Below are 22,729 nucleotides of genomic sequence, written 5' to 3'. Positions count from 1 at the left end.
AACCTGTTATATGCGTTCAGCGTGTGACGCGTCCGGAGATAAACGATTCGAACGCCGCATTGTTAATTCTCTAAAAACTGTTAAATCGTATTTGCACGGCATCTTTAGCCACAGCTTACCGAAGAAAGCATATTCAACGGCTGGGCGGGCAATCCCTGTTCTGGCGGGATCACAGTGCCGTTGGTCACCGTCATTGCACAGTTATGCAGGCCGATCATTATGCCGGATTTCTCCGACTTCGCCGGGTCGAAGGCGAATTTCCAACGCTGCATGGCCGGATCGCGGAATAGAGCGACGATACCGAATGCCTGCGCTTCACGCGAGACTTTTTCGGTGACGACGTAACGTTGACCGGGGATCAGCGTCACTTCGCGTACGCCCAGCAGATCGCCGCCCAGTACGTTCTTTTCCTTGGCGGGATCGGTAAAGGCGTCGAATGGCGCCTGCTGGAATGAAGTGGGGTCTTTCAGTACGTAAAGCCGCACCACCAGCGCCAATGGGCGATTGTCATTGGCGGAATTCAGATTCGGCGCGGCGTATAACGTGAGGCCGACATTACGTGGTGGCTTTTGCGCGTCCGGTACGTCGGGCTTGCCGAGACCGCTCGCCTGCAAAACCGCGTTGGCAGCGGCTCCCAGCGCCGGTACGGCGGCCGCGCAGCCGCCCAGCAATGCGCACACGGCGGCGCTGGCAATCAATAGCGATGCATGGCGAACAAGACGCGAATTCATATACATCGACCGGCTCAGCGCCGTCCCCCGTCAAAACATCAATAACGAATTCAATCCGGCAAATTTGCAGCAACGTTATGCCGCGTAATGCCGCTTTATGCAAAGCGCATTGTTCTATGACACTCGTGTGTTGGCAGGCCGGTGTGCGGAAATTTTTTCCGCTCCCCGCAATGCCGCTATTGCGCCAGGAAACAATTTCTGCATACTTCGTTTAAATCATCCACATGCATTTTTTTTGTGCAATGCTTCTTCACACGAAAGTTGAATTATCGAAAATTGGCCTGTACTATACCCGCGCAGTTGAAGCAAAGCAAAACTCCGGTTTCTCCTTGAATTAAAAAAATCGCACGTCGGTGAAAAACGATGAATGAGCGTCTGTTAGTAAAACTATCTGGGGTAGTGTTGGCATGCGGCGTGATTGCCGGTTGCGCGACACAGGGCAACAACACAGCGACCACACCGGAGGCTTTTAATAAGCAACTCGCGGACGCGGATACCGTCGCCAAGGGCGGTGATCAGGATCGCGCCATCTCGCTTTATCAGCAATTGTCAAAATCCGATCCGACCCGTGAAGAGCCGTGGTCGCGCATTGCGCAGATCCAGTTCACGCAAGGTCATTACGGTCAGGCCATCGTCGCCGCACAAGAAGCGCTGCAGCGCGACCAGACGGATCGTCAGGCCAAGAGCGTGCTGGCGGTAGCCGGCCTGCGCGTGGCCACGCAATCGCTCGGCGAACTGCGTCAGGATGCGTCGCTCGCGGGTGATGCGAAGTCGGATGCGCAAGCGCTCGCCAAGCAACTGCGCGACACACTGGGCGAAGCCACGTTGTTCCCGCCCGACCCGAACGACAAGCCGGCTGTGAAGAAGAAGCGCATCATTCGCCACGTCGCCAAGGGCAAAGCAGGGGACACGCCGGATGCCACCACCAGCGCAGCGGCTCCGGCCACTACGCCGGCGGCTCCCGCGGCGCCTGCCGCCCCGGCTGCGCCAGCAGCACCCGCCAAAGCCGCACAAAGCGGCGGCGCGTCCGACCCGTTCAGCGCACTGCGCTGAACTACACGCCTGACCTATCTGCATCCGGGAGCCGACGATGGCGAAGAAAGAAAGTATTCAGAAACGTTTGCAAAAAGTGCGGCCTCCGCGCGTTCAACTGACGTACGAAGTTGAGCGCGGCGATGCGATCGAGATCAAGGAGCTGCCGTTCGTCGTCGGTGTGGTTGCCGATCTGGCAGGACAGTCCGAAGTCGAGCAGCCGAAGCTGCGCGATCGCAAGTTCGTCAATATCGACCGCGATAATTTTGACGACGTGATGAAAGCGATCGAGCCGCGCGCTGCATTTCAGGTGGAAAACCGCCTGAGCGAAGCGGGCGGCAAATTTGCAGTCGACTTGCGTTTCAAGTCGATGGCCGATTTCAATCCGGATGAGGTGGTCGCGCAGATCGAACCGCTGCGCCGTCTGCTCGATGCGCGTTCGAAGCTGGCCGACCTGCGCAACAAGCTGGCCGGCAACGACAAGCTCGAGGACCTGCTGAGCGAAGTGCTCAACAACACGCAGCAGCTGCAGACGCTGGCGAAAGATCAGGGCAACGCAGCAGACCACGCCGGCGCGCCGGATCACGACAAGCAGGGCGAATAAGTACGTACGGGGTGTGAGATGAACCAGCAAACGGCAGCAGCCCAACTCGCCAGCGTGCAGAGCGGCACGGAATCCACGCTGCTCGACGAAATCGTCGAGAAAAGCCGCGTGGCGAAGTCCGATTCCGAACACGCGCGCGCGAAAGACCTGATCGGCGAGCTCGTCCACCAGGTGCTCGACGGCACGGTGGTCATGTCCGACAACCTGTCAGCCACCATCGACGCACGCGTCGCGGAACTCGACCGCCTGATCTCCGCGCAACTGAGCGCGGTAATGCATGCGCCGCAATTCCAGCGCATGGAAAGCACGTGGCGCGGCCTCGACTACCTGTGCAAGGAAAGCAATACCGGTTCGACGGTCAAAATCAAGGCGCTGCACGCGCCGAAGCGTGACCTCGTGCGCGACTTCAAGAACGCCATCGAATTCGATCAGAGCGCACTCTTCAAGAAGGTGTATGAAGAAGAGTTCGGCACGTTCGGTGGCGCGCCGTTCGGCACGATCATCGGCGACTTCGAAGTGACGCGTCAGCCGGAGGACGTGTACTTCATCGAACAGATGGCACATGTCGCGGCCGCGGCGCATGCGCCGTTCATCGCATCGGCGTCGCCTGAACTGATGGGTCTCGAAACGTTTGCCGATCTCGGCAAGCCGCGCGATCTCGGCAAAGTGTTCGATACCGTCGAATACGCGAAGTGGAAGTCGTTCCGCGACTCCGAAGACTCGCGCTATGTCGGCCTGACCTTGCCGCGTTTTCTCGGTCGCCTGCCTTTCAATCCGAAAGACGGCGCCACGGCGGAAGGCTTCAACTTCGTCGAAGACGTGGACGGCACCGATCACAGCAAATACCTGTGGTGTAACGCAGCGTGGGCATTTGCCGCGCGCCTGACAGCTGCATTTGACGACTTCGGTTGGTGCGCGGCGATTCGCGGCGTGGAAGGCGGCGGTCTGGTTGAAGACCTGCCCACCCACACGTTCAAGACCGACGACGGCGAAGTCGCGCTGAAATGCCCGACCGAAATTGCGATTACCGATCGCCGCGAAAAGGAACTGAGCGACCTCGGTTTCATTCCGCTCGTGCACTGCAAGAATTCGGACTACGCCGCGTTCTTCGCCGCGCAATCGGTCCAAAAACCCAAGAAATACAGCACCGATAGCGCGAATGCGAACGCTGTGCTGTCCGCGCAGCTTCAGTACATCTTCTCGGTATCGCGCGTCGCGCACTACCTGAAGGCGATGATGCGCGACAAGATCGGCAGCTTCGCATCGGCGCAGAACGTCGAAGTATTCCTGAACCGTTGGATCTCGCAGTACGTGCTGCTGGACGACAACGCGACTCAGGAGCAGAAAGCGCAGTTCCCGCTGCGCGAGGCATCGATACAGGTCTCGGAGATTCCGGGCAAACCTGGTGCGTATCGTTCGGTCGCGTTCCTGCGTCCGCACTTTCAACTGGACGAGCTGTCGATCTCTTTGCGGCTTGTCGCTGACCTGCCGAAACCGGCAAATTCATAAACGAAGTCAGAAAGCCCGTGCCGGCCGCACGGGTTAGCTGTTAAAACCACCTCTTTGGGGAGTCGATGAGTTATGAAGGACATCTATTTAAAATTCGGCAATCCGGCGATCAAAGGCGAGTCTGCCGATAAAGATCATGCTGGCTGGATCGAAATCGATTCGTGGAGCCACTCGATTACGCAACCGCGTTCGGCAACCGCTTCGACGGCGGGCGGTCACACGTCCGAGCGTTGCGAGCACGCTGACATGCAGTTCACGAAAGACATCGACGTGGTCAGCCCGCTGATCTATCAACACGCATCGGGCGGCACGACGTTCGACGAAGTGACGATCGACTTCATGCGTTCGGACGGCGAAGGCAACCGCATCAAGTACCTGGAAGTGAAGCTCAAGTACGTGATCATCTCGAGCGCCACGCCGAGCGTGGTGGGCGAAGGCCTGCCGACCGAACAGTTCTCGCTGAAGTACGCTGCCGTGCAGTGGAAGTACACGCAGCAGAAGATCGGCGGCAACCAGGGCGGCAACGCGCAAGGCGCGTGGAGCTTGACGAAGAACGACAAGACGTACGCGGTCTGATGCTGGGGCGCACGCGGGGTGCGGCCTGAAAAGGCTGACACCCGCCGCGCGCGCCTCGCATCGAACCGGTTTTTCGGACGCTGATGAAACGCTTCGAACCCAGCTTTCTCGACAAGCTGTTCGACGACGAACCGCATCTGCCGGCTTCCCCGGCGATGCGGCAATTGTCGTTGGACGAGTTGAAGGCCACTGTTGCACGCGACGTCGAGGCAATCCTGAACACCCGGATTGCCCTGACCGAGCACGAGCTGGCGGCGCTGCCGGAATGTCAGCGCTCGGTGCTCACGTACGGGCTGAACGATTTCGCGGGCTTGAGCCTGGCGAGTCACTACGACCGCACGTTTATCTGCAAATCGATTCAACAGGCCATCGCACGGCATGAGCCGCGCTTGCAGCAGGTGGCGGTCACGCTCGAATTGAACGAACAATCCACCAACGCGCTGAACTTTGCGATTCAGGCGTTGCTGGTGGTGCACCCGGCGGAAGAACCGGTGAGTTTCGATGCGATGCTGCAGCCTTCTACGCTGCAATATTCGGTGACGCGCGCACGCGCGAAGCTTTAGTACCTGCGTTTTAGTGTTTTGAGTACCGCTTTGTCGTTACCGTTAACGCGCAACGGTGGTGACTGATCAGGCGGCGATGGTTCAGGTTCGGGGATAGATCGATGGAAGAATTGCTGCCGTATTACGAGCGCGAATTATCATTTCTGCGGCGCTACTCGCGCGATTTCGCCGAGCGCTATCCGAAGATCGCAGCGCGCCTCGCGATGTCGGGCGAGCACTGCGAAGATCCGCACGTCGAGCGGATGATCGAATCGTTCGCGCTGCTGGGCGCGCGTATCAACAAGAAGCTCGACGACGATTACCCCGAATTCACCGAAGCGCTGCTGGAAGTGCTGTATCCGCACTACCTGCGGCCGTTTCCGTCGTGCTCGATCGCGCAGTTGGGTACCTCGGCCGCGCTCAGTCATCTGACCGAACCGGTGCTGGTCGAGCGTGGCACCGAACTCAAATCGCGCCCGATTCGCGGCGTGCAATGCCGCTTCCGGACCGCCTACGATGTGACGCTGGCGCCAATCCGGATCTCGGAGGCCAAGTACACATCGGTGGCCATGGCGCCAAGCGCGACCGTTCTGCCGGGCAACGCTACGGCGATTGTGTCGATCACGTTCGAATCCACAGCTGCGCAGCTCGATCTCTCCGCATTGAAAGTCGGCACGTTGCGCACGCACCTGCACGGCGAACAGTCGTTTATCGCGGCGCTGGCGGACTGCCTGTTCGTCAACGCGATGGCCACTTATGTGGAAGCCGACCGCCGCGGCGTGTGGACGCAACTGCGTCAATCGCCGGTCGTACAAGCCGGTTTCGATGAAGACGATGCGCTGATCGACTATCCGGCCAAATCGCATCCGGCGTACCGGTTGCTGACTGAATACTTTGCTTTCCCCGAAAAATTTAACTTCACCGATTTCGATCTGGCGGCGATGACCCGCGCGAGCGGCCGCTGCCAGCGTCTGACGCTGCACATCGTACTCAAGGAAGTGCGCAGCGATTCTCATGTTGCGCGCTTGCTGGATTCGTTGTCCGCGCATCATTTCCGCTTGTTCTGCACGCCGGTCGTGAATCTGTTCGAACAGCACGGCGAGCCGATCCGCATCAGTCACCAGGCGATTTCGTACCCGGTGATCGCCGAAGCGCGCCGGGCATTCGCGTACGAAGTTTATTCGATCGACTCGGTGAAGCTCGTCCGGCAGCAGGCGCATGAAGAATCGGTGATCGAATTCCGGCCGTTCTATTCGCTGCATCACGGCGAAGCGGCGCGTGCAGGGCACTACTGGTTCGCGCGACGCAACGATTGGGTCGCGCAGAAAAGCCCCGGCTACGAGACCGAAATCTCGATCGTCGATATCGACTTCGAACCGGCCGCGCCGCAGACCGATACGCTGAGTCTCGATCTGACGTGTACCAATCGCGACTTGCCGGCCGGTCTCGCCGTGGGTCTCGAAGGCGGCGATCTGTTTCTGGAAGGCGGCTCGCTGACCGGCAGCATCACGATGCTGCGCAGGCCGACGCCTAGCGTGCGTTTCGAGCGTGGGCGCGCCTCGCACTGGCGTCTGATTTCGCATCTGGCGTTAAATCATGTGTCGCTCGCCAATAGCGGCCTGTCGGCGCTCAAGGAAATGCTGGTGCTTTACGATTTACGGCGCACGGCGGTGTCGGCGCGGCATATCGATGGGTTGGTCGGCATCGAGCAGCGCGCAGCGGTGCAATGGCTGCCGGGCAAGCCGTTTGCGACCTTCGTGCGCGGCATCGAGATTCGTTTGACGATCGACGAAGAGCATTTCGTCGGCACGAGTCTCGCGTCGTTCGTGCGGGTGATCGACACGTTTTTTGGGCTGTACGTGCATCTGAACAGCTTTGTGCAACTGGTCGTCGTGTCGAAGCGCACCGGCGAGGAGATTCTGCGATGCAAACCGCGCAGCGGCGAATCGATCCTGGCGTAGTCGAACAACTTCTCGACGAACCGCATCGCTTCGAATTTTTTCAGGCGGTGCGGATTCTCGAGAAGTGGTTCGCGCAACAAACGCCGTCGAGTCATGGACGCCCCGGCGAAATCGTCGCGCAGCGGATTGCCTTTCGCAATTCGCTGTCGATGTCGTTTCCGCCTAGCGAGATTCACAGCGCACAGTCTTACGACGATGAAGGCACGGCGCTGAAAGAGAAGCCGCAACGCACCGCCGCGCTCGAAGCAGGCTCGCTCCACAAGGTCGATATCACGCCGGCGTTTTTCGGTTTGCTCGGCGGACAGGGCGCGCTGCCGCTGCATTACACCGAACAGATCATCGCGCGTGAGCAGATCAAGCGCGACCGGGCCGCACGCGAATTCTTCGACGTGTTTTCGAATCGCGCGACTGCGCTTTTCTACGCGGCGTGGAAGAAGTACCGGCTGCCGTTTCATTACGAACTGGATCGCGACGAGCGTTATTTGCCGCTGTTGCTCGCGTTGGCAGGCGTCGCCGACGACGACACGCGCAACAGTCTGCAAAGCGGCGACGGCGCGCTATTCGACGAAGCGATTGCCGGTTATGCATTGGCCGCACGGCACCGGCCGGTTTCAGCAGCCTATCTGCAACGTACGCTGTCCGAGTACTTCAAGGTGCGGGTGCGCGTTGAGCAGTTCGTCGGCAAATGGTACGACGTGCCGCGCGATCAATTGACCGTGCTCGGCGGTGTCAACGCGACGCTCGGCGCCACCGCGCTGGCGGGCGAGCGGGTCTGGCAACGCGACATGCGCGCGCGGCTTGTGATCGGGCCGCTCGACAAGGCCGACTACGAAGCGTTTTTACCTGGCGCCGACCGCGCCGTGGCGCTCGAACGCATGCTGACGCTGCTCGCCGGCGTGACCCTCGAATATGAGGTCTCGCTGGTACTGCGCCGCAAGGAGGTGGGACCCAGCTCGCTGAGCGGCGGCGCGCGCCTCGGCTGGGACGCATTTCTGTGCACGCGAGAAGCCGACCGTGACCGTGCGGATGCCCGCTACGAATTGCACGTGATTCACTGACTACAACGATAGAACCTGGACCCGGATCGCACGACATGAGCACGTCCCTCAATACCCTGATCGCCAAACTGAATCCGACCTGCCGGCAAGCGGCGTTGCTCGCGGCGAACAACTGTCTCGCACGCGGTCACTATGAGGTCGACCTCGAGCATCTGCTGCTCGCGCTGCTGGATGAACCGGCGAGTGACGTCACGCTGGCGCTGCGTGCGAGCCGGGTCGACGCGCATGCTTTGCGCGCGGACATCGAGCGCGAATTGCAGCGCTTGAAGACCGGCAATACGCGCACACCGGTCTTCTCGAAGCACCTCATCGATTTGCTTGAACAGGCGTGGTTGATCGCGTCGCTCGATTCGCAGATCGGACGAATTCGCTCGGGGCATTTGCTGCTCGCGTTACTGACGGCGCCGGACCTCGCGCAGTTTGCTGAGCGCATGTCGCCGTTGCTGCGCGACGTGCGGGTGACGGATCTGAAGCACAAGTTCGACGAAATGACCGCGGGGTCGCGTGAAGTCGAACGGAGCAATACCGCAGAGAACGCTGCGGAAGGCGTGAGCGATGTAGCTGCAGCTGATTCTGCACCCGGTGCACCTTCTAAAACCCCCGCGCTCGATACCTACACGAGCAATCTCACGCAGCGTGCGCGCGAAGGCAAGATCGATCCGGTAATTGGCCGCGAAGGCGAGATTCGTCAGACCATCGACATCCTGATGCGTCGCCGGCAGAACAATCCGATCATGACGGGCGAGGCGGGCGTCGGTAAAACAGCGGTAGTCGAAGGCCTCGCTCTGCGCATTGCGGCTGACGACGTGCCTGCACCGCTGAAAGGCGTCGCGTTGCACGTGCTCGATATGGGTTTGTTGCAAGCCGGCGCGAGCGTTAAAGGCGAGTTCGAGAACCGCCTGAAGAACGTGATCGACGAGGTGAAGAAGAGCCCGCATCCGATCATTCTGTTTATCGACGAAGCGCATACGATCATCGGCGCCGGTGGCCAGGCCGGGCAGAACGATGCGGCGAATCTGCTGAAGCCGGCTTTGGCGCGAGGCGAATTGCGCACCATCGCGGCGACCACGTGGAGCGAATACAAGAAATACTTCGAGAAAGATGCGGCGCTGGCGCGGCGTTTCCAGGTCGTAAAGATCGAAGAACCGAACGAGACGCTCGCGGCGGCGATGTTGCGTGGCATGGCCGCGTTGATGGAGAAGCACTTCAACGTCCGCGTGCTGGACGATGCGATCACCGAAGCAGTGCGTCTGTCGCATCGCTACATCAGCGGCCGTCAACTGCCGGATAAGGCGATCAGCGTGCTCGACACCGCCTGCGCGAAAGTCGCGCTCGCGCATAGCTCGACACCCGCCGCGATCGACGACACGAAGAAACGCCTCGAACGCGTCGACGCCGAAATCGCGGCGCTGGAACGCGAAGTGGCGAGTGGCGCGTTGCACGACGAGCGGCTCGCGGAACTGCGCAGCCTGCGCGAAGAAGACGTGAAAGACCTGGCCGAAGACGAGGCGCGCTACGGCAAGGAGCGTGCATTGGTGACGGAGATCGTCGGCTTGCGCGCGGAAATCGACGCCGCGCGCGTCAGCAGCGCGGACGCCGCGCAGGCGGACAAGGCGCAGCAGGCGCGCGAAACGCTGGCCACGCGTGTTGCGGAATTGCATGCCTTGCAGGGCGGCCAGCCGATGGTGCCATTGCAGGTCGACGGCCACGTGGTCGCCGAGATCGTCGCTTCATGGACCGGCATTCCGCTCGGTCGCATGATCAAGGACGAAATCCAGACCGTGCTGAATCTGCAGCCGCTGCTGGCCGCACGTGTGATCGGTCAGGACCACGCGCTCGATGCGATTGCACAGCGCGTGCGCACCGCCAGCGCGAGTCTCGAAGATCCGAACAAACCGCGTGGCGTGTTCATGTTCGTCGGACCGTCGGGTGTCGGCAAGACTGAAACCGCGCTGGCGCTCGCCGATGTGCTGTACGGCGGCGAACGCAAGATGGTCACGATCAACATGAGCGAGTATCAGGAGGCGCACAGCGTGTCGGGCCTGAAGGGTTCGCCGCCGGGCTACGTTGGTTACGGCGAGGGCGGTGTGCTGACCGAAGCGGTGCGTCGCAATCCGTATTCGGTCGTGCTGCTCGACGAAGTGGAAAAGGCGCACCCCGACGTGCTGGAAATGTTCTTCCAGGTGTTCGACAAGGGCACGATGGACGACGCCGAAGGGCGCGAGATCGATTTCCGCAACACGCTGATCATTCTGACCTCGAACGTCGGCTCGCAGGCGGTGATGCAGGCGTGCCTGAACAAGAGCGCCGAAGAGTTGCCCGATCCGGACGAACTCGCGGAGACGTTGCGCCCGCAACTGTACAAGGCGTTCAAGCCGGCGTTCCTCGGCCGTATGAAAGTAGTGCCGTACTACCCGATCTCCGACGACGTGCTCGCCGAAATCATCGACTTGAAGCTGGAGCGGATTCGCCGCCGCATCGAATCGAATCACAAGGCGGTGTTCGAGTGGGACGAGTCGCTCGTCGACGCTGTGCTGGCGCGCTGCACCGAAGTGGATTCCGGTGCGCGCAATGTGGACCACATTCTGAACGGCACGCTATTGCCTGAAGTCGCGCAGCAGGTGCTGGAGCGCATTGCCAATGGCACCGCGATCGAACGCATCTCGGTCCGCGCGAGCGAAGCGGGCGAGTTCGAATACACGGTTGCGTGAACAGGCCAGTCCCCGCCTGCTTGCCAATCTGTTTTAATGCCGTACCGGAACCTTATTGCTTTCTGTCATGCCGACTAATCTGAACACGCTGCTGGCGCCGATCAGCGAAGCCTCGCCTTGTGGCGACGACCTGCTGTTTTCGGCGGATTTCGACGCGATTCAGCACGCGCGCCGATTCGAAGACCCGTCGCTCGACCAGGGCGAATGGGTCACGGATATCAAGGAGGCCGACTGGCCATTCGTGGTCGAACGCTCCAGCAATCTGCTGCAGACGCAGACCAAAGACCTGCGCCTCGCTGTCTGGCTCACCGAAGCGTTGGCCATCGAAGAGGGCGTGACCGGTCTCACGCAAGGGTATGCGCTGCTGACGGGGCTGTGCGAAAAGTACTGGGATCACGTCCATCCGTTGCCGGAAGGCGACGACACCGAGTATCGCCTTGGCAACGTCGCGTGGCTGATGGGCCGCACTGGTGATCTCTTGCGGGCGATGCCGCTCACGTCGTCGCAAGGCAGCTCGTACAGCACGATCGATTGGGACGTGGCTACGCATGTCGCGCAAGCGGTCAAGCGCGATCCGGATCACGCCGACGATATCGCGCGCGGCAAGCCTTCCATCGAGCAGATTGAAGCATCAAAACGCGCCACGCCGCCGGCGTTCTATTCGACCCTGCTGGTCGATCTGAAAGCATTCGAAGCGGCGATGCTCGCACTCGAACAGCAACTGGACCAGCGCGCGGGCGATTCAGCGCCGAGTTTCCGTCAGGCGAAAGATGCGTACGAGAGCGTTTACCGGTTGGCGGAACGCTTCGCGCGCGAACTGGGTGTCAGCGCTGAAGCGTCACTGCCGAAGGCGCCGAAGCCGGAAGAACACGAGCGCGCCGAGCCTACCTTCAAGACTTCACCGCAACGCGAGGAACCCGTGTTGACGACCATGCCGACCACGATCAGTCCGATTGCAGGAATCCAGAGCCGTGCGCAAGCCGTCGCGCAGTTGCGTGCCGTGGCCAAGTTCTTTCGCAGCACCGAGCCGCATAACCCTGCTGCGTACCTCGCGGACAAGGCGGCGGAATGCGCAGATATGCCTTTGCATCAGTGGTTGTCTTCGGTGGTGAAGGACGATGGGTCGCTCGCGCATATTCGCGAGTTGTTGGGCGTGAAGCCCGAGGAAAACAGCTAGAACTTCCTTGAACGCAAGAAAAAAGCCTGGCATCGAAATCGGTGCCAGGCTTTTTTAATTCATAAGGTCAAGCGAGCAGCAACTCAAGACCCTGCGCGAAACTCAATACGTCGATTACGCGCCCGCCCGTCGGTCGTATCGTTCGATGCGATCGGCTGATCCGGACCAACTCCTGTGGTCGTCATCTGCTCGGGCGGAATGCCTCTTGCAACCAGATAACCCTTCACCGCGTCCGCACGCGCCTGGCTCAGCGCGATATTCGAGGTGCGATTGCCCGAGTTGTCAGTATGGCCGATGATCGCCACCGTCTTCGTCTGCATCTTCGACAACACGGCCGCCATCTGATCGAGAATCGCGCGGCCTTGCGGCGTAAGTGTCGCGCTGCCCGTCTCGAACTCGATCGTGCGATTCGCCAAGGTCTGGTCGAGCAGGCCCTGTTCCGATGCGCTCACGCGTAGGCCGTTCTTGATCGTGTAGGTCGGGTTCAGCGCGTTCGCCATATCGCTTGCGAGCTGCTGGCGCTGCGATTCGTTGTGCACCTCGCCCTTCACGTCGATCTGCGTGCCGTCGATTTTCAACTGCCCTTTGCTGATCTGCTTCAACTGCGGGCCGATCAGCTTCTGTACGTTGGCAGACCAGTTCGGCGGCGTCGCGACGTCGGCGACTTCAATCTGATCAACCACGTTGGCCGAGCCGTAGGTGTCGCGCAGACGTGCGAGCACGGCCGCTTTGGTCGCTTCATCCGGCACCTTTCCGCCCACCACCACCTGGCCCGGTGTTGCATTGGCCGGTGGCGGCGCTGCGCTGATCGCGCCCGTGCCGCCGCCCGTGGTGCCGCTGGCGAGGCCGGCCGTGCTGACAGCAGGACCTGCAGTGCCCGACTGTGCCGACGGCAGAGCCGTCGTGCGAATCGCCATGCCGCTGTTGTCGACCGGCGTGACGCGTGCGGGGCCGTCGTTGTCGGCATGTGCGAGTGCGCAGACGAGAAGACCTGCCAGCAGCGAGGCAATGCGCGTGTGTTTGCTCAACATCGTGTCACGCTCCCGTGAATGCTTCGCGGAACGTGTCGATGCTGACACGCAACGACAGTTGCGGTTGGTCGAGGTAACTGACGAGCTTGCTGATGCCATGGTCGTTTTGTGCGTGTTCGTCGATCCACTCGGGATCGTCGATATCGATGTTGTGTGCCGCGTACGCCTGCGGATCGACCACGCTGTGCAGCGTTTTGGCCGAGGCGCCGTTAAAGCCGATGATGAGCCGTTCGCGCTCGGCAATCGTACCGATAAAAATCGCCAGTTCGAAATCGGCCTGCGAGACGAACGGTGCGATCAGTTCGAGCCAGAAAGCGGCGACGAGCGAGCGATAGAACGGATCGTTCGGCAGCGGCAGTGTGAGCCCGCGTTCGAGATGCGACGAACCGCTTTGCATCACCGGACGCAGCAGCGAACCGAGCGCCAGCATCGCGCCACGCAGGCGCACCGGATGGCCGCTCGCAAGCAGCATTTGTTCGAGGCCGGAGAGCGTTTGATGTTCGACGAAGTCGTTGAAGGTGCCGTCGTGCGGATTGCCCGGACCGCCGCCGATTTCGATCGGCACTTGCGTTTCGCCGAGCGCGTGCAACGCGCCGGCCGGCTCGCTCACGCCGAGCAAGGGCTTCATCTGCGAGGCGATGCGCGACCACAGGCGCGCAAAGGCTAGCGGACTATGCGCGAGGAACGTCAGCGGCTTTTCTACTTCCAGCGCGGTGGCGGCAAGAAACGGAAAGCGGCGCGACGATTGATCCTGGCTCGCCACCATATGCCCGGCAATCGCCAGCTTGCTGCGCGAACCGAGGAACGCGAAGTGCATCGGCTTGGCGTTTTCGTAGACGATCTTCCAGCGCGGATCGTCAGTGAGCAACTCCATGGCCTCGGCGATCCAGCGGTCGAGCGTGGCTAGCAATTGCGGGTTATGCGCGCTTTTGACGAAGTCGCCGCGCGACGGAATCTTGCCGAAGTAGGCGATTTGCGCCTGCACGGTTTGCGTCATTGCGCACCCCCTGTGTTCGAAACCGCGGCGGCGGCCGTGGCCGGCCGTGCCGCTGGTGAGGCCGGTGCGGCAGCGGGCGCGGTGCCCGCTGTTCCTGTTGGTCCTGGCGCACCCGCGGCCGTCGCATTGACTGAATTCGCCGCGGCGCTCACGTCCGCCACCGACGACGGCAGCCGCAAGCCGCGCAGGCTTTGCTGTTGCGGTGCATCGCTGCTGGCGCTGCCCGAGGCCTGCGAGGTGCTGATGATGCGCATGCTGACCGCAACCGTGACATTGCCTTGCGTCCACGACAGATCGAAGGTGCCGTCCGGACGGCGCTTGCGTTGCGCCGAGTTGATCAGCTTCTCCAGACCGTAGCGGCCCGGTTCGTTGACCAGTTGCAGCGTGCGGCCGTCGAAGGTCGTGGCGTTCAGCGTCGCGCCCGGCGAGCCCGACGGATTCGGCCACACGAAGTTGGTCCACTGCGGCGGCGTATTGCGGTAACGCATCTGCTGGCCGTCGATCGCGAGCGTGTATTCCGTGGTGCCGCTGCTCGGCTGCGGCAGGATCTGGAATACGGTCTGCGGTTCGGCCGAGCTTTGACCACCCGAGGTCGCCGCGCCACCGGCAAGCGGCGCCACCCAGCGCGCGAAACCGCTGGTGAAGTCGGGCGTCAGCGCGAGACCCATGTCGCCCCATGTGCGTGAGGTCAGCGTGTCGCCGCGGCGCACCGCGAGCGGCCCGAGCGTGGTGCCGACGAACTTGGCGATCGCGCCGTCCGGCCCGAACACCTGGGCGATTTCGCCTGCGCCGGCTTCGACCTTTGCATCGCCTGCAAAGGGATACTTGTTCGCGAGCGACCCCTGGAAGGTCTGGTAGACCTGCGCGTTCCACACCTTGTTGACTTCAACGCTGGCCGGCTGGATCACCACCGCATACGCCGCCATCAGCGGACGCACCAGCAGCGGGCGCAGTGCCTTGCGTTGCGAATCGGTGAGGCCCGTCAGCATCTGTTCGTCGACGTACTTCAGCGAATCGGCCAGTTCGGAGCCGCTGCCGTCGAGCGTCTGCTGCATCAGCTGACGTGCGCCCGGTCCCGGATCGCCCTGATTCTTGATCACGTTGAAGCGCGTACGGACCTTCGAGAGCGTGTCCATGTAGCCCTTCAACATCGAGCCGTTGTCGCCCGAGACGACGATGCGACCCAGTGCCGAAAACTCCTGGCCGATCGGTCCCATCGGCACTTCGACCGGATTGCCGTTGATGTCGATGTTGGCGTTCAACTGGCCGGTCGGCGCACGCGAGAACCAGTTCTTGAACCAGCTCGTCATGCCGGTTTGCGCGCGCTTCAGGTTCGCGTTGAAGAGCGACGGGTTGTCCCACGAAGTCTGGTCGTACGCGGTTTCGAGGACCTTGCGGATTGGTGAATCCTGCGGGTCGCCGAGACGGTTCATTGCATCCACCGCCTGACCGAAGCTGCCGAAGCTCTGCACGGCAATGCCCTGCATGAACTTCTGCCAGTGCATTGCGTACTCCGTCTTGTACATCGCCACGAGTGCTTTCTGGATCTGCTCGGGACTGCCTTCGAGCGTCAGGTCGTCATGCGCGGAGGTATTGAGCACCCAGTCCTTGGCCTGCAATTCCTTGGTGGCGGCATCGCGAATCGCCGGCTGCACGTACTGGAACCACGCTTCACGCGTAAAGGTGCCGGGGATTGCGTAGCTGCCGGCCACCAGCGCCGTATTGTTTTCGCCGACGATGCGCGCGATCGTCATCGGCGCGAAACGGGTCGACGCACGCGCCTTGATTTCTTCATAGACGCGCTGACGAGCCGGCATGCCGCGCACCACGCGGCGCAGGTTTTCACGGGTCTGGTCGACGAGTCCGAGGTTCTGGTCGATCATCGGCCAGTCGTTGTCGGACACGCGCGACAGATAGAAGGTGATCATGCGCTCGGCGCTGCGGATCATCTCGTCGCGGGGCATGTTGCCGCGATTCGTTTCGAGCCAGCCGCGCCAGAAGCGGGCGACCTGATCGGTCAGGTGAGCGGTTTCCACGTGACGCTTGTCGCTCAGCATCAGGTAGGTCTTGAGTGCGTTGTACGCGTCTTCGACGTTGGTCGGCGACGCATCGCTATACAGGCCGCCCTGGCTGTTCGCCGCCATGGCAGTGTGCGCGGACACCGGAATCGCTGCGGCGTCCGGCGTGCGGTTCAACGGCGCGAGCTGATCGGGGTGCGCATTGACGTCCTTCAGGAACGACGCGAGATTCTGCGAGACCGGGTCGAGCAGGATCTGGCGCACGCCGTTGTAATACTCGGTGAGCAAGTGCTGCTCGAGGCGGTCGCCCTGATACAGCCCGAGCGACACGGCCAGCGGCTTGTCGCGGCGGAACTGTTCGAGCTGGTCGATGCGGTCTTCCAGAATGTCCATTGCCTGCAAGCGCGATTGCAGGTCGTTGCGGTTCTGCTGCAGGCGCACCACGTTGTCGAGGTCGGCCTTGACGTTGTCGGCGAGCTGCTCATTGCCGATCGTCGACCACGTCCAGCCGCCGAGCGCCAACGCGAGCACCGCGACGAAGCCGAAGAACGTGGCATAACGCATGCGCGTCTTGGCGGGACTGGCGAACTGCTTGACGGTCTGCCGGTCGGCGAAGATCACCTTGGAGAACAGGTCGCGCAGGAAGAAGCCGTTCTTCGAGAACGCGCTATGCGGCTTGGGCAGACTGTCGGCAGAGAGGCCGAAACGGTTGGCGATGCGCGTGGCGGCGGCGCTGTTGGTCTCGCCTTCCTGCAGGGCGCTGGTAAAGTAAAAACCGCGGAAAATCGGCTTGTGCTGGAACGGGTTGGTTTCGAACAGCGTGGCGAGGAACGCGCGCAATGCGGGCTTGATCGTCGAGAATTCGAGCGGGAAGCTCAACTGGCCCGGCGAGAGCTTGTTGCCGCGGTTGATCGACATCTGCGCAACGCTGATTTCTTTCAGGCCGTCGTAGAGCTCTTCAAAGTGCTCGTCGAAGAGGCCCACCACGTCGCGCTTTTCGTCCGGCTCGTAGGGCAGGGTGGCGCCCCACACGCGGTCGTATTCGTGGCGGTCGCTGCCGCTGAAAAATTCGGTGAAGCCCGTGATCAGGTCGGCCTTGGTGAACATCACATACACCGGCGCGAACACTTCGAGCTTCTCGGTCAACTCCTGCACGCGTTGGCGCAGGTTCTTCGCGAGATTGATCGCGAACTCGGGCTTGCTGCTGGTCAACTCGGCAATGCTCGCCGTGACGATGATGCCGTTGATCGGCGCTTTTGGCCGGAAACGCTTGAGCAGGCCGAGGAAGCCGATCCATTCGGTGCGGTCTTCTTCGTGCACGGAATAGCGGCCGGCGGTGTCGAGCAGAATGCCTTCGGTCGTGAAGAACCAGTCGCAGTTACGCGTACCGCCGATGCCGTGAATCACGGCGTTGTTCTTGTCAGCGAAAGGAAACTGCAGACCGGAATTCAGCACGGCGCTGCTCTTGCCTGCGGCCGGGTTGCCGATCACGATGTACCAGGGCAACTCATACAGCGCCGAGCCGCCGGACATCTGACCGATCTTCGAGGTCTTGATCGTTTTCACCGCGTCGACGAGGCGCGTGCGCAGCACGTCGAGTTCGGCCTGGCGCGCGGGCGTTGGGGCGGGGCCGGTTTCGGTCTGTTTTTCGGCTTGCTGCTCGAGCATTTCGCCGAGCTTGTTGTTCGCGCGCCGTGCGCGCAGGCGGCGCACCACCCAGACCAGCAGCCATAGCGCGATCACCGCGCCGAGCACGATGGCAGGCCACATCAGGTCGATTTGCAAGGTATCGGCACCGATGAACAAAACAGCAGCGAGCGCGAGCAAGCCGATGATCGAGAGCGTGCGTGTATGGGTCAACACGTTAAGAATGCGTCGCATAGGCCGTTCAGGTCTTGGTGATGTGTGTTGTGGCGCGTGTGTGACAAACAGCATGGTGCGAGCGCGGGCAAAGTCTGCCAGCGCCGCGTTTGAAATAAATCGAAAGCATATTCAGGCGAAGGTGAATGCGGCCGGATTGTTAAATCCGCCGTGGAATGTTTCGCCGATGGCGATGGGACGAATGCCGTTATGCAGGCGGCATTGCCGACTTTTGCCAGAAAATTTGCTTGAACGCCCCATTGCCAACCTCTTTATTGCCCACTTCGCCTTAATGACCACGCCCCAGGACGAAGCCGGGTTTGTGATATTCAACGTGCCCGAGATCCATCAATTTCCAACGGCCACCCCACGTCAGGCCGACCTGTTCGGCCGTCTGTCCGTATAACTGATAGCCTCGCATGGCCCAGGGATCTTTTTCTGAAATGACGAGCTTGCCGTCGCGCAAAAACGCATTGTCCGCGGCAAGACCGTATTGGTGATAGCTTTGAAACGCTGCGGCATTGGTGACGTTGCCCCCCATTTGCGCCAGGCGGTTTTGCCGCTCCGGACTGCGATAACCTTCCAGCAATGCCATTTCATACCCGTACTGCTCGTGCATGATTTTGTAAACGAGCAATAAACGCGTTCTGAAATCGGCGTCGAGCAAATTCCAGTCGCGGCTCGCGTCTTTCAGCGCGGGCCGAATCTGCTCCACTTCCTGCGTTGCAAATACCTCGGGCGGCAGCGGCGGCGGGGGCACGAGCTGTTCGCCATTCAATAACGCGGCAATTTTCTCGTCCGGTACCCGTGCAGTGTCATCGAATTGGAATAATTGCCTGCCGCGTAAAGCCAATGCCACCAATGGCGGCGTCGCAAGAATACCTGTGGTGGTAAAAATCAGCAAGCGCCGCTTTGCCAGTAACTTTTGCATATCGACTGCAGTCGATTGCGAAATTTTTGCCGAACGCACTAATTGACCGCGAGCACGTGAAGCACCTTGAGATGCTCCGCGCATAACGCGGCCATGAATGGCGAGTGCGGCGCCTAATAAAGAGGCGCGTACCGCCGGCAATAGCAGCATTGCGGCGATCACAACGGCGAAGGCGAAATAGGCGAGAAGTACTACGGCAATCAAAGTCGACCCCGGAAATTGGAAACAATTGTATTTTGTAATGCTTGCTCTTAGAATCAGGCCTGCTCGGAGAGGAGCCGGAACGGTATTATCACGGCGAAATAATCCAGGATTCAATGAGACAGTGAATGAGTGCGCCGGAAAGTTCGAATTCCAAAGCCCCACCTAGCCTGTTATCCGATAAGGCTAAGGGCGCCGATGGCAATGGTTCGCGAATTCTCGCGAATCTGGAAGGCCGCGTCGAGCCGCCTACCGATAAACCACGCCGGTCCAAAACGCCGCTGCTGCTGGTCGCCTTGCTGGTGATCGCGGCCGGTGGCTGGGGCGCGTGGCATATGCAGCAGCGTGTGCAGACGGAGTCGTTGGCGTCAGCCACGCCTGCCAACGCCACGAAAGCTGCTGTGCCGGCGTCCGCCGCGAGCGGTGCTGCGCAGGTCACTGCGAAAGCGGAGGCGCCGGCTGCAGCGTCGTCGCAAGCGGCCACGATCGTTGCTGATGACAGCGACAGCAAGGCGCCAGCGGCATCCGCGGGTGAGCCTGCAAGCGGTGATGGAAGCCGCTTATCGCGCGCGCTTGCCGATGGCGCTGAGCCGAGCACCGCGTCTACACCGGTTGCGTCCGCAACGGCTGCGTCGGCGGTCACGGTGCCGGCGGCAAAGCACGGTAAGAGCTCCTCCACGGCTGTCGCCAGCAATGCGAAACACGACACAGCGGCGCACAGCAAGAAGGAAAGCGCGAGCGCAAGCAATCATCACGCGAGCGCGCCGACCGCGGTCGCTCAAACGAAGAAATCGCGCCCTGCCGGTAATGCTTCGAAAGATGATTCGGATGCCGATCTATTGGCTGCACTCGTGGCGCGCACCAAACCGGCTGACGCGAAAGTGGCAGACGGCAGCACGGCCACCAAGGTCAGTGCATCGGCTGCGCCTGGTAACGCCAAGCTGGCAGAACGCGTGAAAGAGTGCGGACAACGCGGCTTCTTTGAAGACCAGTTGTGCCGCTGGCGCGTGTGCGATGGACATTGGGGTAAAGACCCGGCTTGTCCGGGGGCTGCGCCGCAGGCACGTCAGCCGTAAGTTCGCGTAATGCGCGGCGCGTCTTCGTGACTCGCGGCACATGCGGTCCACGCAATTCACATTCGCTGTCGCAGCGTTTTGTGAATCTGCGGCTTCACAGCTAGCGATGCGCGTCACTCGACGCGCATTCGTTTCGCCACCGCCGACCTGCGCATTACCTTCCACTGGTACTTCGATCCTGCGTTGCTTCGCGTCCCCAGCTTGCGCGCCAACAGTTGTGAATCCTTCGGCGGACCGTTGCGCAGCGAGATATCGGCGCATTGTTCAAGCAGGTCCACCACCTGATCGGCCAGAACGATGTCGAGCGCAATGGCGGGATGATTCGCAAGAAACTCAGGCACGAGCGGCAGCAGATATTGCGTCTAAGATGAGCCCGCTTATTGGAGCAGTACGACTGCATTAAAAGGAGGCATCGGTGAAGGGACTTTTCGTGGCGTTGACCTGCGTGGTAGCCGTCTCGGCGCTCTCGGCGTGTAGCGGGAACGATATCAATGCGCAGACGAATCCGCCTAAGGTGATTATCGACAGCGACTACAACACACTGAGCGACGACGGTCAGCTCGGCGTAATGGCTGCGCAATTGCAGGCGCAGGGTTCACTGAAGGTATTGGGTATTACGGTGGTCTCAGGCAATCAATGGTTGAAGCAGGGCGCAGCGGATGCATTGAAATCGGTTGAGCGTCTTGGCGTTGAAAATCAGATCGGCGTCTATGCAGGCGCCAATTATGCGTTATCACATGATTTCGCCACCATCCAGGCCGAGCAGAAGCAATTCCCGGGCGGGGACGGCTATCTCGGCGCGTGGAATACGCCCGAGCCGAAATCGGACAGCGACCTCGTTGCACCGCCTGACGGCTTCGCCACGCACACAAAATTGCAGGGCAAGAGCGCGGTGGATTTCATCGTCGATTCGGTGAAGCAATATCCTGGCGAGGTGACGATTCTGGCGATCGGCCCGCTGACCAACATCGCGCTCGCCACGCGTCAGCACCCTGAGATCGTGCCGTTGATCAAACAGATCATCTACATGGGTGGTGCGATCGACGTGCCTGGCAACACGACACCGACGGCTGAATTCAACTGGTGGTTCGATCCGGAAGCGGCGAAGACCGTGTTGCGCCTGCCGATCAAACAGGTGGTGATTCCGCTCGACGTGACGGACACCGTAAAGATGGACAAAGCGCTGTACGACCGCGTTGCGCACGATCCGAACAAACAGACCATCATCACGCAACTATTCAAGACCTTGAACGGCTATGGGTTCGACGGGAAGAACGGTTTTGAAACGAATCCGAACTACACCACGAATATCTGGGACACGCTGACGCTGGCGTATCTGATGCATCCGTCGTTCGCGACGCAGACAGTGGATGAATGGGTGGATGTGGATATGAGCTTTGGCGCCAATGACGGCAAGTCGACCGGTTACACCAGTTCGCCGCCGGCGGGTTTGCAGAAGATGACAGTGGTGAAACGCTTCGACAATCCGACCTTTTTCAATTTCTACGTTGATCTGCTGACACGTCCGGTACCCGTGACACTACCGAACTAACGCGTCCGTGATGTTGCGGGCCTGCATGAAACCCGCCTCAAGCGGGATGCAGGCCGCGCAATAACTGACGCACTCGCGACAAGTCCTGATCGACATGTTCGGTCTGCTCAAACAACTCCGCAAGCCAGTCGACGAAGGCTCGCACGCGAGGCGACACCCGGCGGTTTTTCACATATGCGACCGAAACCGCCATCGGCACAGGTTTCCACTGCGGCAGTACTTCGCGCAATAGTCCCGAATCGAGGTAGGGTTGTGCGGCGATTCGCGCGGGCTGGATCAGCCCCAGGCCTTGCAATCCGCAGGTGAGATAAGCCTGCTCGTCGCTGACTTTAACGAAGCCTCTGACCTTGACGTTTTGCGCTTCGCCGTCCACTTCGAAGTCGAAGTCGACTTCGCGGCCGTTATGCGGCGACATGCAATTGACGGCGACGTGTCCGCGCAGATCGTCGAGGTCGGCGGGTGTGCCATGTCGGGCCAGATAAGCCGGGCTTGCGCATGTCACGTGCTCGAGGGTGCCCAATTGCCGCGCGATCAGATTCGAGTCGGGCAATTCGCCTAGCTGGATGCTGCAGTCGATGGCCTCGGAGATCAGGTCAACCGTGCGGTTGCTGATGCCGATGGCGAGATCGAGATTCGGATAGCGGGCATGGAAGTCCTCCAGTGCTGGGAGGACGATGGTGCTCGCTACCGCGCCGGGCATTTCTATGCGTAGGCGGCCGGTCAGGTTGTCTGTTGCGTGACGGAGGCTCGCTTCCATTTCGTCGATGTCGGCGAGGATTTGCGCGCAGCGTTCGTAGTAGGCTGCGCCTTCTGGCGTGATGCTCAGGCGCCGTGTCGTGCGGGTTAGGAGGGGTGTGCCTAGCAGCGCTTCCAGATTCTGGACGATGGTTGTCGCTGTCGCGCGGGGGATGTTGAGGGATTCCGCTGCGCGGGTGAAGCTGTTGGTGTCCACGATTCGGATGAATGTCCGCATTGCAGTTATTCTGTCAATCACGATGCAAACTCCTGTTGGTGAGAGGGGGTGTTTTTTTGCCTTTGGCGGCGGCATTGGCCGGGTTCTTAGGGTTTTGGCCTTTCCTTGTTCTGGCTTTGGTGCCTTTCCTTGAATTGTTAGTGGTTTATTAGCGTTGCCCCTGTGCGGGGCGGCACTTACTTTCTTTGC

At 60.8% G+C, this 22,729-nt stretch carries 18 protein-coding genes; 11 read left to right on the top strand and 7 right to left on the bottom strand.

The window, feature by feature from the left end; translation table 11 throughout:
* Nucleotides 1-104: 104 nt before the first annotated feature.
* Nucleotides 105-731, bottom strand: a complete 627-nt coding sequence (gene tssJ, locus M0D66_RS24000) for a type VI secretion system lipoprotein TssJ (protein ID WP_093638827.1) — start codon at nucleotides 729-731, stop codon at nucleotides 105-107.
* A 363-nt stretch (nucleotides 732-1,094) separates the two neighbouring features.
* On the opposite strand from tssJ, the gene M0D66_RS23995 reads away from it, so the two are divergent.
* The 9 genes from M0D66_RS23995 to tssA all read left to right on the top strand — a co-directional run bounded on the left by M0D66_RS23995 (nucleotide 1,095) and on the right by tssA (nucleotide 11,901).
* On the top strand, nucleotides 1,095-1,784 hold the full coding sequence (locus M0D66_RS23995) for a tetratricopeptide repeat protein (RefSeq protein ID WP_093638432.1): 690 nt from the start codon (nucleotides 1,095-1,097) through the stop codon (nucleotides 1,782-1,784).
* Nucleotides 1,785-1,821: 37 nt separating this feature from the next.
* A complete protein-coding gene (gene tssB, locus M0D66_RS23990; RefSeq protein ID WP_093638435.1) occupies nucleotides 1,822-2,367 on the top strand; it encodes a type VI secretion system contractile sheath small subunit in 546 nt (181 codons plus the stop codon).
* Nucleotides 2,368-2,385: 18 nt separating this feature from the next.
* Complete coding sequence (gene tssC / locus M0D66_RS23985) at nucleotides 2,386-3,876, top strand: type VI secretion system contractile sheath large subunit (protein ID WP_093638439.1); 1,491 nt, start codon at nucleotides 2,386-2,388, stop codon at nucleotides 3,874-3,876.
* Between the two features lie 72 nt (nucleotides 3,877-3,948).
* A complete protein-coding gene (locus M0D66_RS23980; RefSeq protein WP_054036475.1) occupies nucleotides 3,949-4,452 on the top strand; it encodes a type VI secretion system tube protein Hcp in 504 nt (167 codons plus the stop codon).
* 83 nt (nucleotides 4,453-4,535) lie between these two features.
* The gene (tssE, locus tag M0D66_RS23975; protein ID WP_054036473.1) at nucleotides 4,536-5,015 is read left to right on the top strand and encodes a type VI secretion system baseplate subunit TssE; all 480 of its coding nucleotides are present in this window, start codon (nucleotides 4,536-4,538) and stop codon (nucleotides 5,013-5,015) included.
* Between the two features lie 101 nt (nucleotides 5,016-5,116).
* Entirely contained in the window at nucleotides 5,117-6,955 is a 1,839-nt protein-coding gene (gene tssF, locus M0D66_RS23970) for a type VI secretion system baseplate subunit TssF (protein WP_093638443.1), read from the top strand.
* Nucleotides 6,919-8,013 (top strand): type VI secretion system baseplate subunit TssG, encoded by a 1,095-nt coding sequence (gene tssG, locus M0D66_RS23965; RefSeq protein ID WP_093638448.1) that lies wholly within the window; start codon nucleotides 6,919-6,921, stop codon nucleotides 8,011-8,013. The genes tssF and tssG overlap by 37 nt, the downstream gene beginning before the upstream one ends.
* A 35-nt stretch (nucleotides 8,014-8,048) precedes the next feature.
* The gene (gene tssH, locus M0D66_RS23960) at nucleotides 8,049-10,724 is read left to right on the top strand and encodes a type VI secretion system ATPase TssH (protein WP_266211721.1); all 2,676 of its coding nucleotides are present in this window, start codon (nucleotides 8,049-8,051) and stop codon (nucleotides 10,722-10,724) included.
* Between the two features lie 67 nt (nucleotides 10,725-10,791).
* Nucleotides 10,792-11,901 carry a type VI secretion system protein TssA gene (tssA, locus tag M0D66_RS23955; RefSeq protein WP_200619736.1) on the top strand — a complete coding sequence of 370 codons (1,110 nt, stop codon included), beginning with the start codon at nucleotides 10,792-10,794 and terminating at the stop codon, nucleotides 11,899-11,901.
* A gap of 83 nt (nucleotides 11,902-11,984) precedes the next feature.
* On the opposite strand, the gene M0D66_RS23950 is transcribed toward tssA, so the two are convergent.
* From M0D66_RS23950 to M0D66_RS23935, 4 genes are all read right to left on the bottom strand, one after another.
* Nucleotides 11,985-12,932 (bottom strand): OmpA family protein, encoded by a 948-nt coding sequence (locus M0D66_RS23950; RefSeq protein ID WP_200565966.1) that lies wholly within the window; start codon nucleotides 12,930-12,932, stop codon nucleotides 11,985-11,987.
* A gap of 4 nt (nucleotides 12,933-12,936) precedes the next feature.
* The gene (gene tagF, locus M0D66_RS23945) at nucleotides 12,937-13,929 is read right to left on the bottom strand and encodes a type VI secretion system-associated protein TagF (RefSeq protein ID WP_054036464.1); all 993 of its coding nucleotides are present in this window, start codon (nucleotides 13,927-13,929) and stop codon (nucleotides 12,937-12,939) included.
* Nucleotides 13,926-17,828 (bottom strand): type VI secretion system membrane subunit TssM, encoded by a 3,903-nt coding sequence (gene tssM / locus M0D66_RS23940; RefSeq protein ID WP_093638465.1) that lies wholly within the window; start codon nucleotides 17,826-17,828, stop codon nucleotides 13,926-13,928. The genes tagF and tssM overlap by 4 nt, the downstream gene beginning before the upstream one ends.
* Before the next feature lie 268 nt (nucleotides 17,829-18,096).
* Nucleotides 18,097-18,942: a M15 family metallopeptidase gene (locus M0D66_RS23935; RefSeq protein ID WP_054036462.1), complete on the bottom strand. Its 846-nt coding sequence runs from the start codon at nucleotides 18,940-18,942 to the stop codon at nucleotides 18,097-18,099.
* A 125-nt stretch (nucleotides 18,943-19,067) separates the two neighbouring features.
* Here M0D66_RS23935 and M0D66_RS23930 point away from each other — a divergent pair, with 125 nt between their 5' ends.
* A complete protein-coding gene (locus M0D66_RS23930) occupies nucleotides 19,068-20,015 on the top strand; it encodes a hypothetical protein (protein WP_200619734.1) in 948 nt (315 codons plus the stop codon).
* A 113-nt stretch (nucleotides 20,016-20,128) separates the two neighbouring features.
* Here the strand turns inward: M0D66_RS23930 and M0D66_RS23925 are convergent, their stop codons facing one another.
* Complete coding sequence (locus M0D66_RS23925; RefSeq protein ID WP_266211789.1) at nucleotides 20,129-20,365, bottom strand: LysR substrate-binding domain-containing protein; 237 nt, start codon at nucleotides 20,363-20,365, stop codon at nucleotides 20,129-20,131.
* A 65-nt stretch (nucleotides 20,366-20,430) separates the two neighbouring features.
* Between M0D66_RS23925 and M0D66_RS23920 the strand changes: the two genes are divergently transcribed.
* On the top strand, nucleotides 20,431-21,567 hold the full coding sequence (locus M0D66_RS23920) for a nucleoside hydrolase (protein ID WP_266211720.1): 1,137 nt from the start codon (nucleotides 20,431-20,433) through the stop codon (nucleotides 21,565-21,567).
* 37 nt (nucleotides 21,568-21,604) lie between these two features.
* Here the strand turns inward: M0D66_RS23920 and M0D66_RS23915 are convergent, their stop codons facing one another.
* Complete coding sequence (locus tag M0D66_RS23915) at nucleotides 21,605-22,561, bottom strand: LysR family transcriptional regulator (protein WP_308112708.1); 957 nt, start codon at nucleotides 22,559-22,561, stop codon at nucleotides 21,605-21,607.
* Between the last annotated feature and the right edge of the window lie 168 nt (nucleotides 22,562-22,729).

Origin of the sequence: Paraburkholderia sp. SECH2, from assembly GCF_030464795.1 — a bacterium.
Lineage (GTDB): Bacteria > Pseudomonadota > Gammaproteobacteria > Burkholderiales > Burkholderiaceae > Paraburkholderia > Paraburkholderia aspalathi.
The sequence above is the reverse complement of the archived record's forward strand: the minus strand, read 5'-3'. Positions and strand labels throughout refer to the sequence as shown.

Coding starts and splice junctions, on each gene's coding strand:
- tssJ (WP_093638827.1), bottom strand. CDS start 731: ATGAATTCGCGTCTTGTTCGCCATGCATCGCTATTGATTGCCAGCGCC.
- M0D66_RS23995 (WP_093638432.1), top strand. CDS start 1,095: ATGAATGAGCGTCTGTTAGTAAAACTATCTGGGGTAGTGTTGGCATGC.
- tssB (WP_093638435.1), top strand. CDS start 1,822: ATGGCGAAGAAAGAAAGTATTCAGAAACGTTTGCAAAAAGTGCGGCCT.
- tssC (WP_093638439.1), top strand. CDS start 2,386: ATGAACCAGCAAACGGCAGCAGCCCAACTCGCCAGCGTGCAGAGCGGC.
- M0D66_RS23980 (WP_054036475.1), top strand. CDS start 3,949: ATGAAGGACATCTATTTAAAATTCGGCAATCCGGCGATCAAAGGCGAG.
- tssE (WP_054036473.1), top strand. CDS start 4,536: ATGAAACGCTTCGAACCCAGCTTTCTCGACAAGCTGTTCGACGACGAA.
- tssF (WP_093638443.1), top strand. CDS start 5,117: ATGGAAGAATTGCTGCCGTATTACGAGCGCGAATTATCATTTCTGCGG.
- tssG (WP_093638448.1), top strand. CDS start 6,919: ATGCAAACCGCGCAGCGGCGAATCGATCCTGGCGTAGTCGAACAACTT.
- tssH (WP_266211721.1), top strand. CDS start 8,049: ATGAGCACGTCCCTCAATACCCTGATCGCCAAACTGAATCCGACCTGC.
- tssA (WP_200619736.1), top strand. CDS start 10,792: ATGCCGACTAATCTGAACACGCTGCTGGCGCCGATCAGCGAAGCCTCG.
- M0D66_RS23950 (WP_200565966.1), bottom strand. CDS start 12,932: ATGTTGAGCAAACACACGCGCATTGCCTCGCTGCTGGCAGGTCTTCTC.
- tagF (WP_054036464.1), bottom strand. CDS start 13,929: ATGACGCAAACCGTGCAGGCGCAAATCGCCTACTTCGGCAAGATTCCG.
- tssM (WP_093638465.1), bottom strand. CDS start 17,828: ATGCGACGCATTCTTAACGTGTTGACCCATACACGCACGCTCTCGATC.
- M0D66_RS23930 (WP_200619734.1), top strand. CDS start 19,068: ATGAGTGCGCCGGAAAGTTCGAATTCCAAAGCCCCACCTAGCCTGTTA.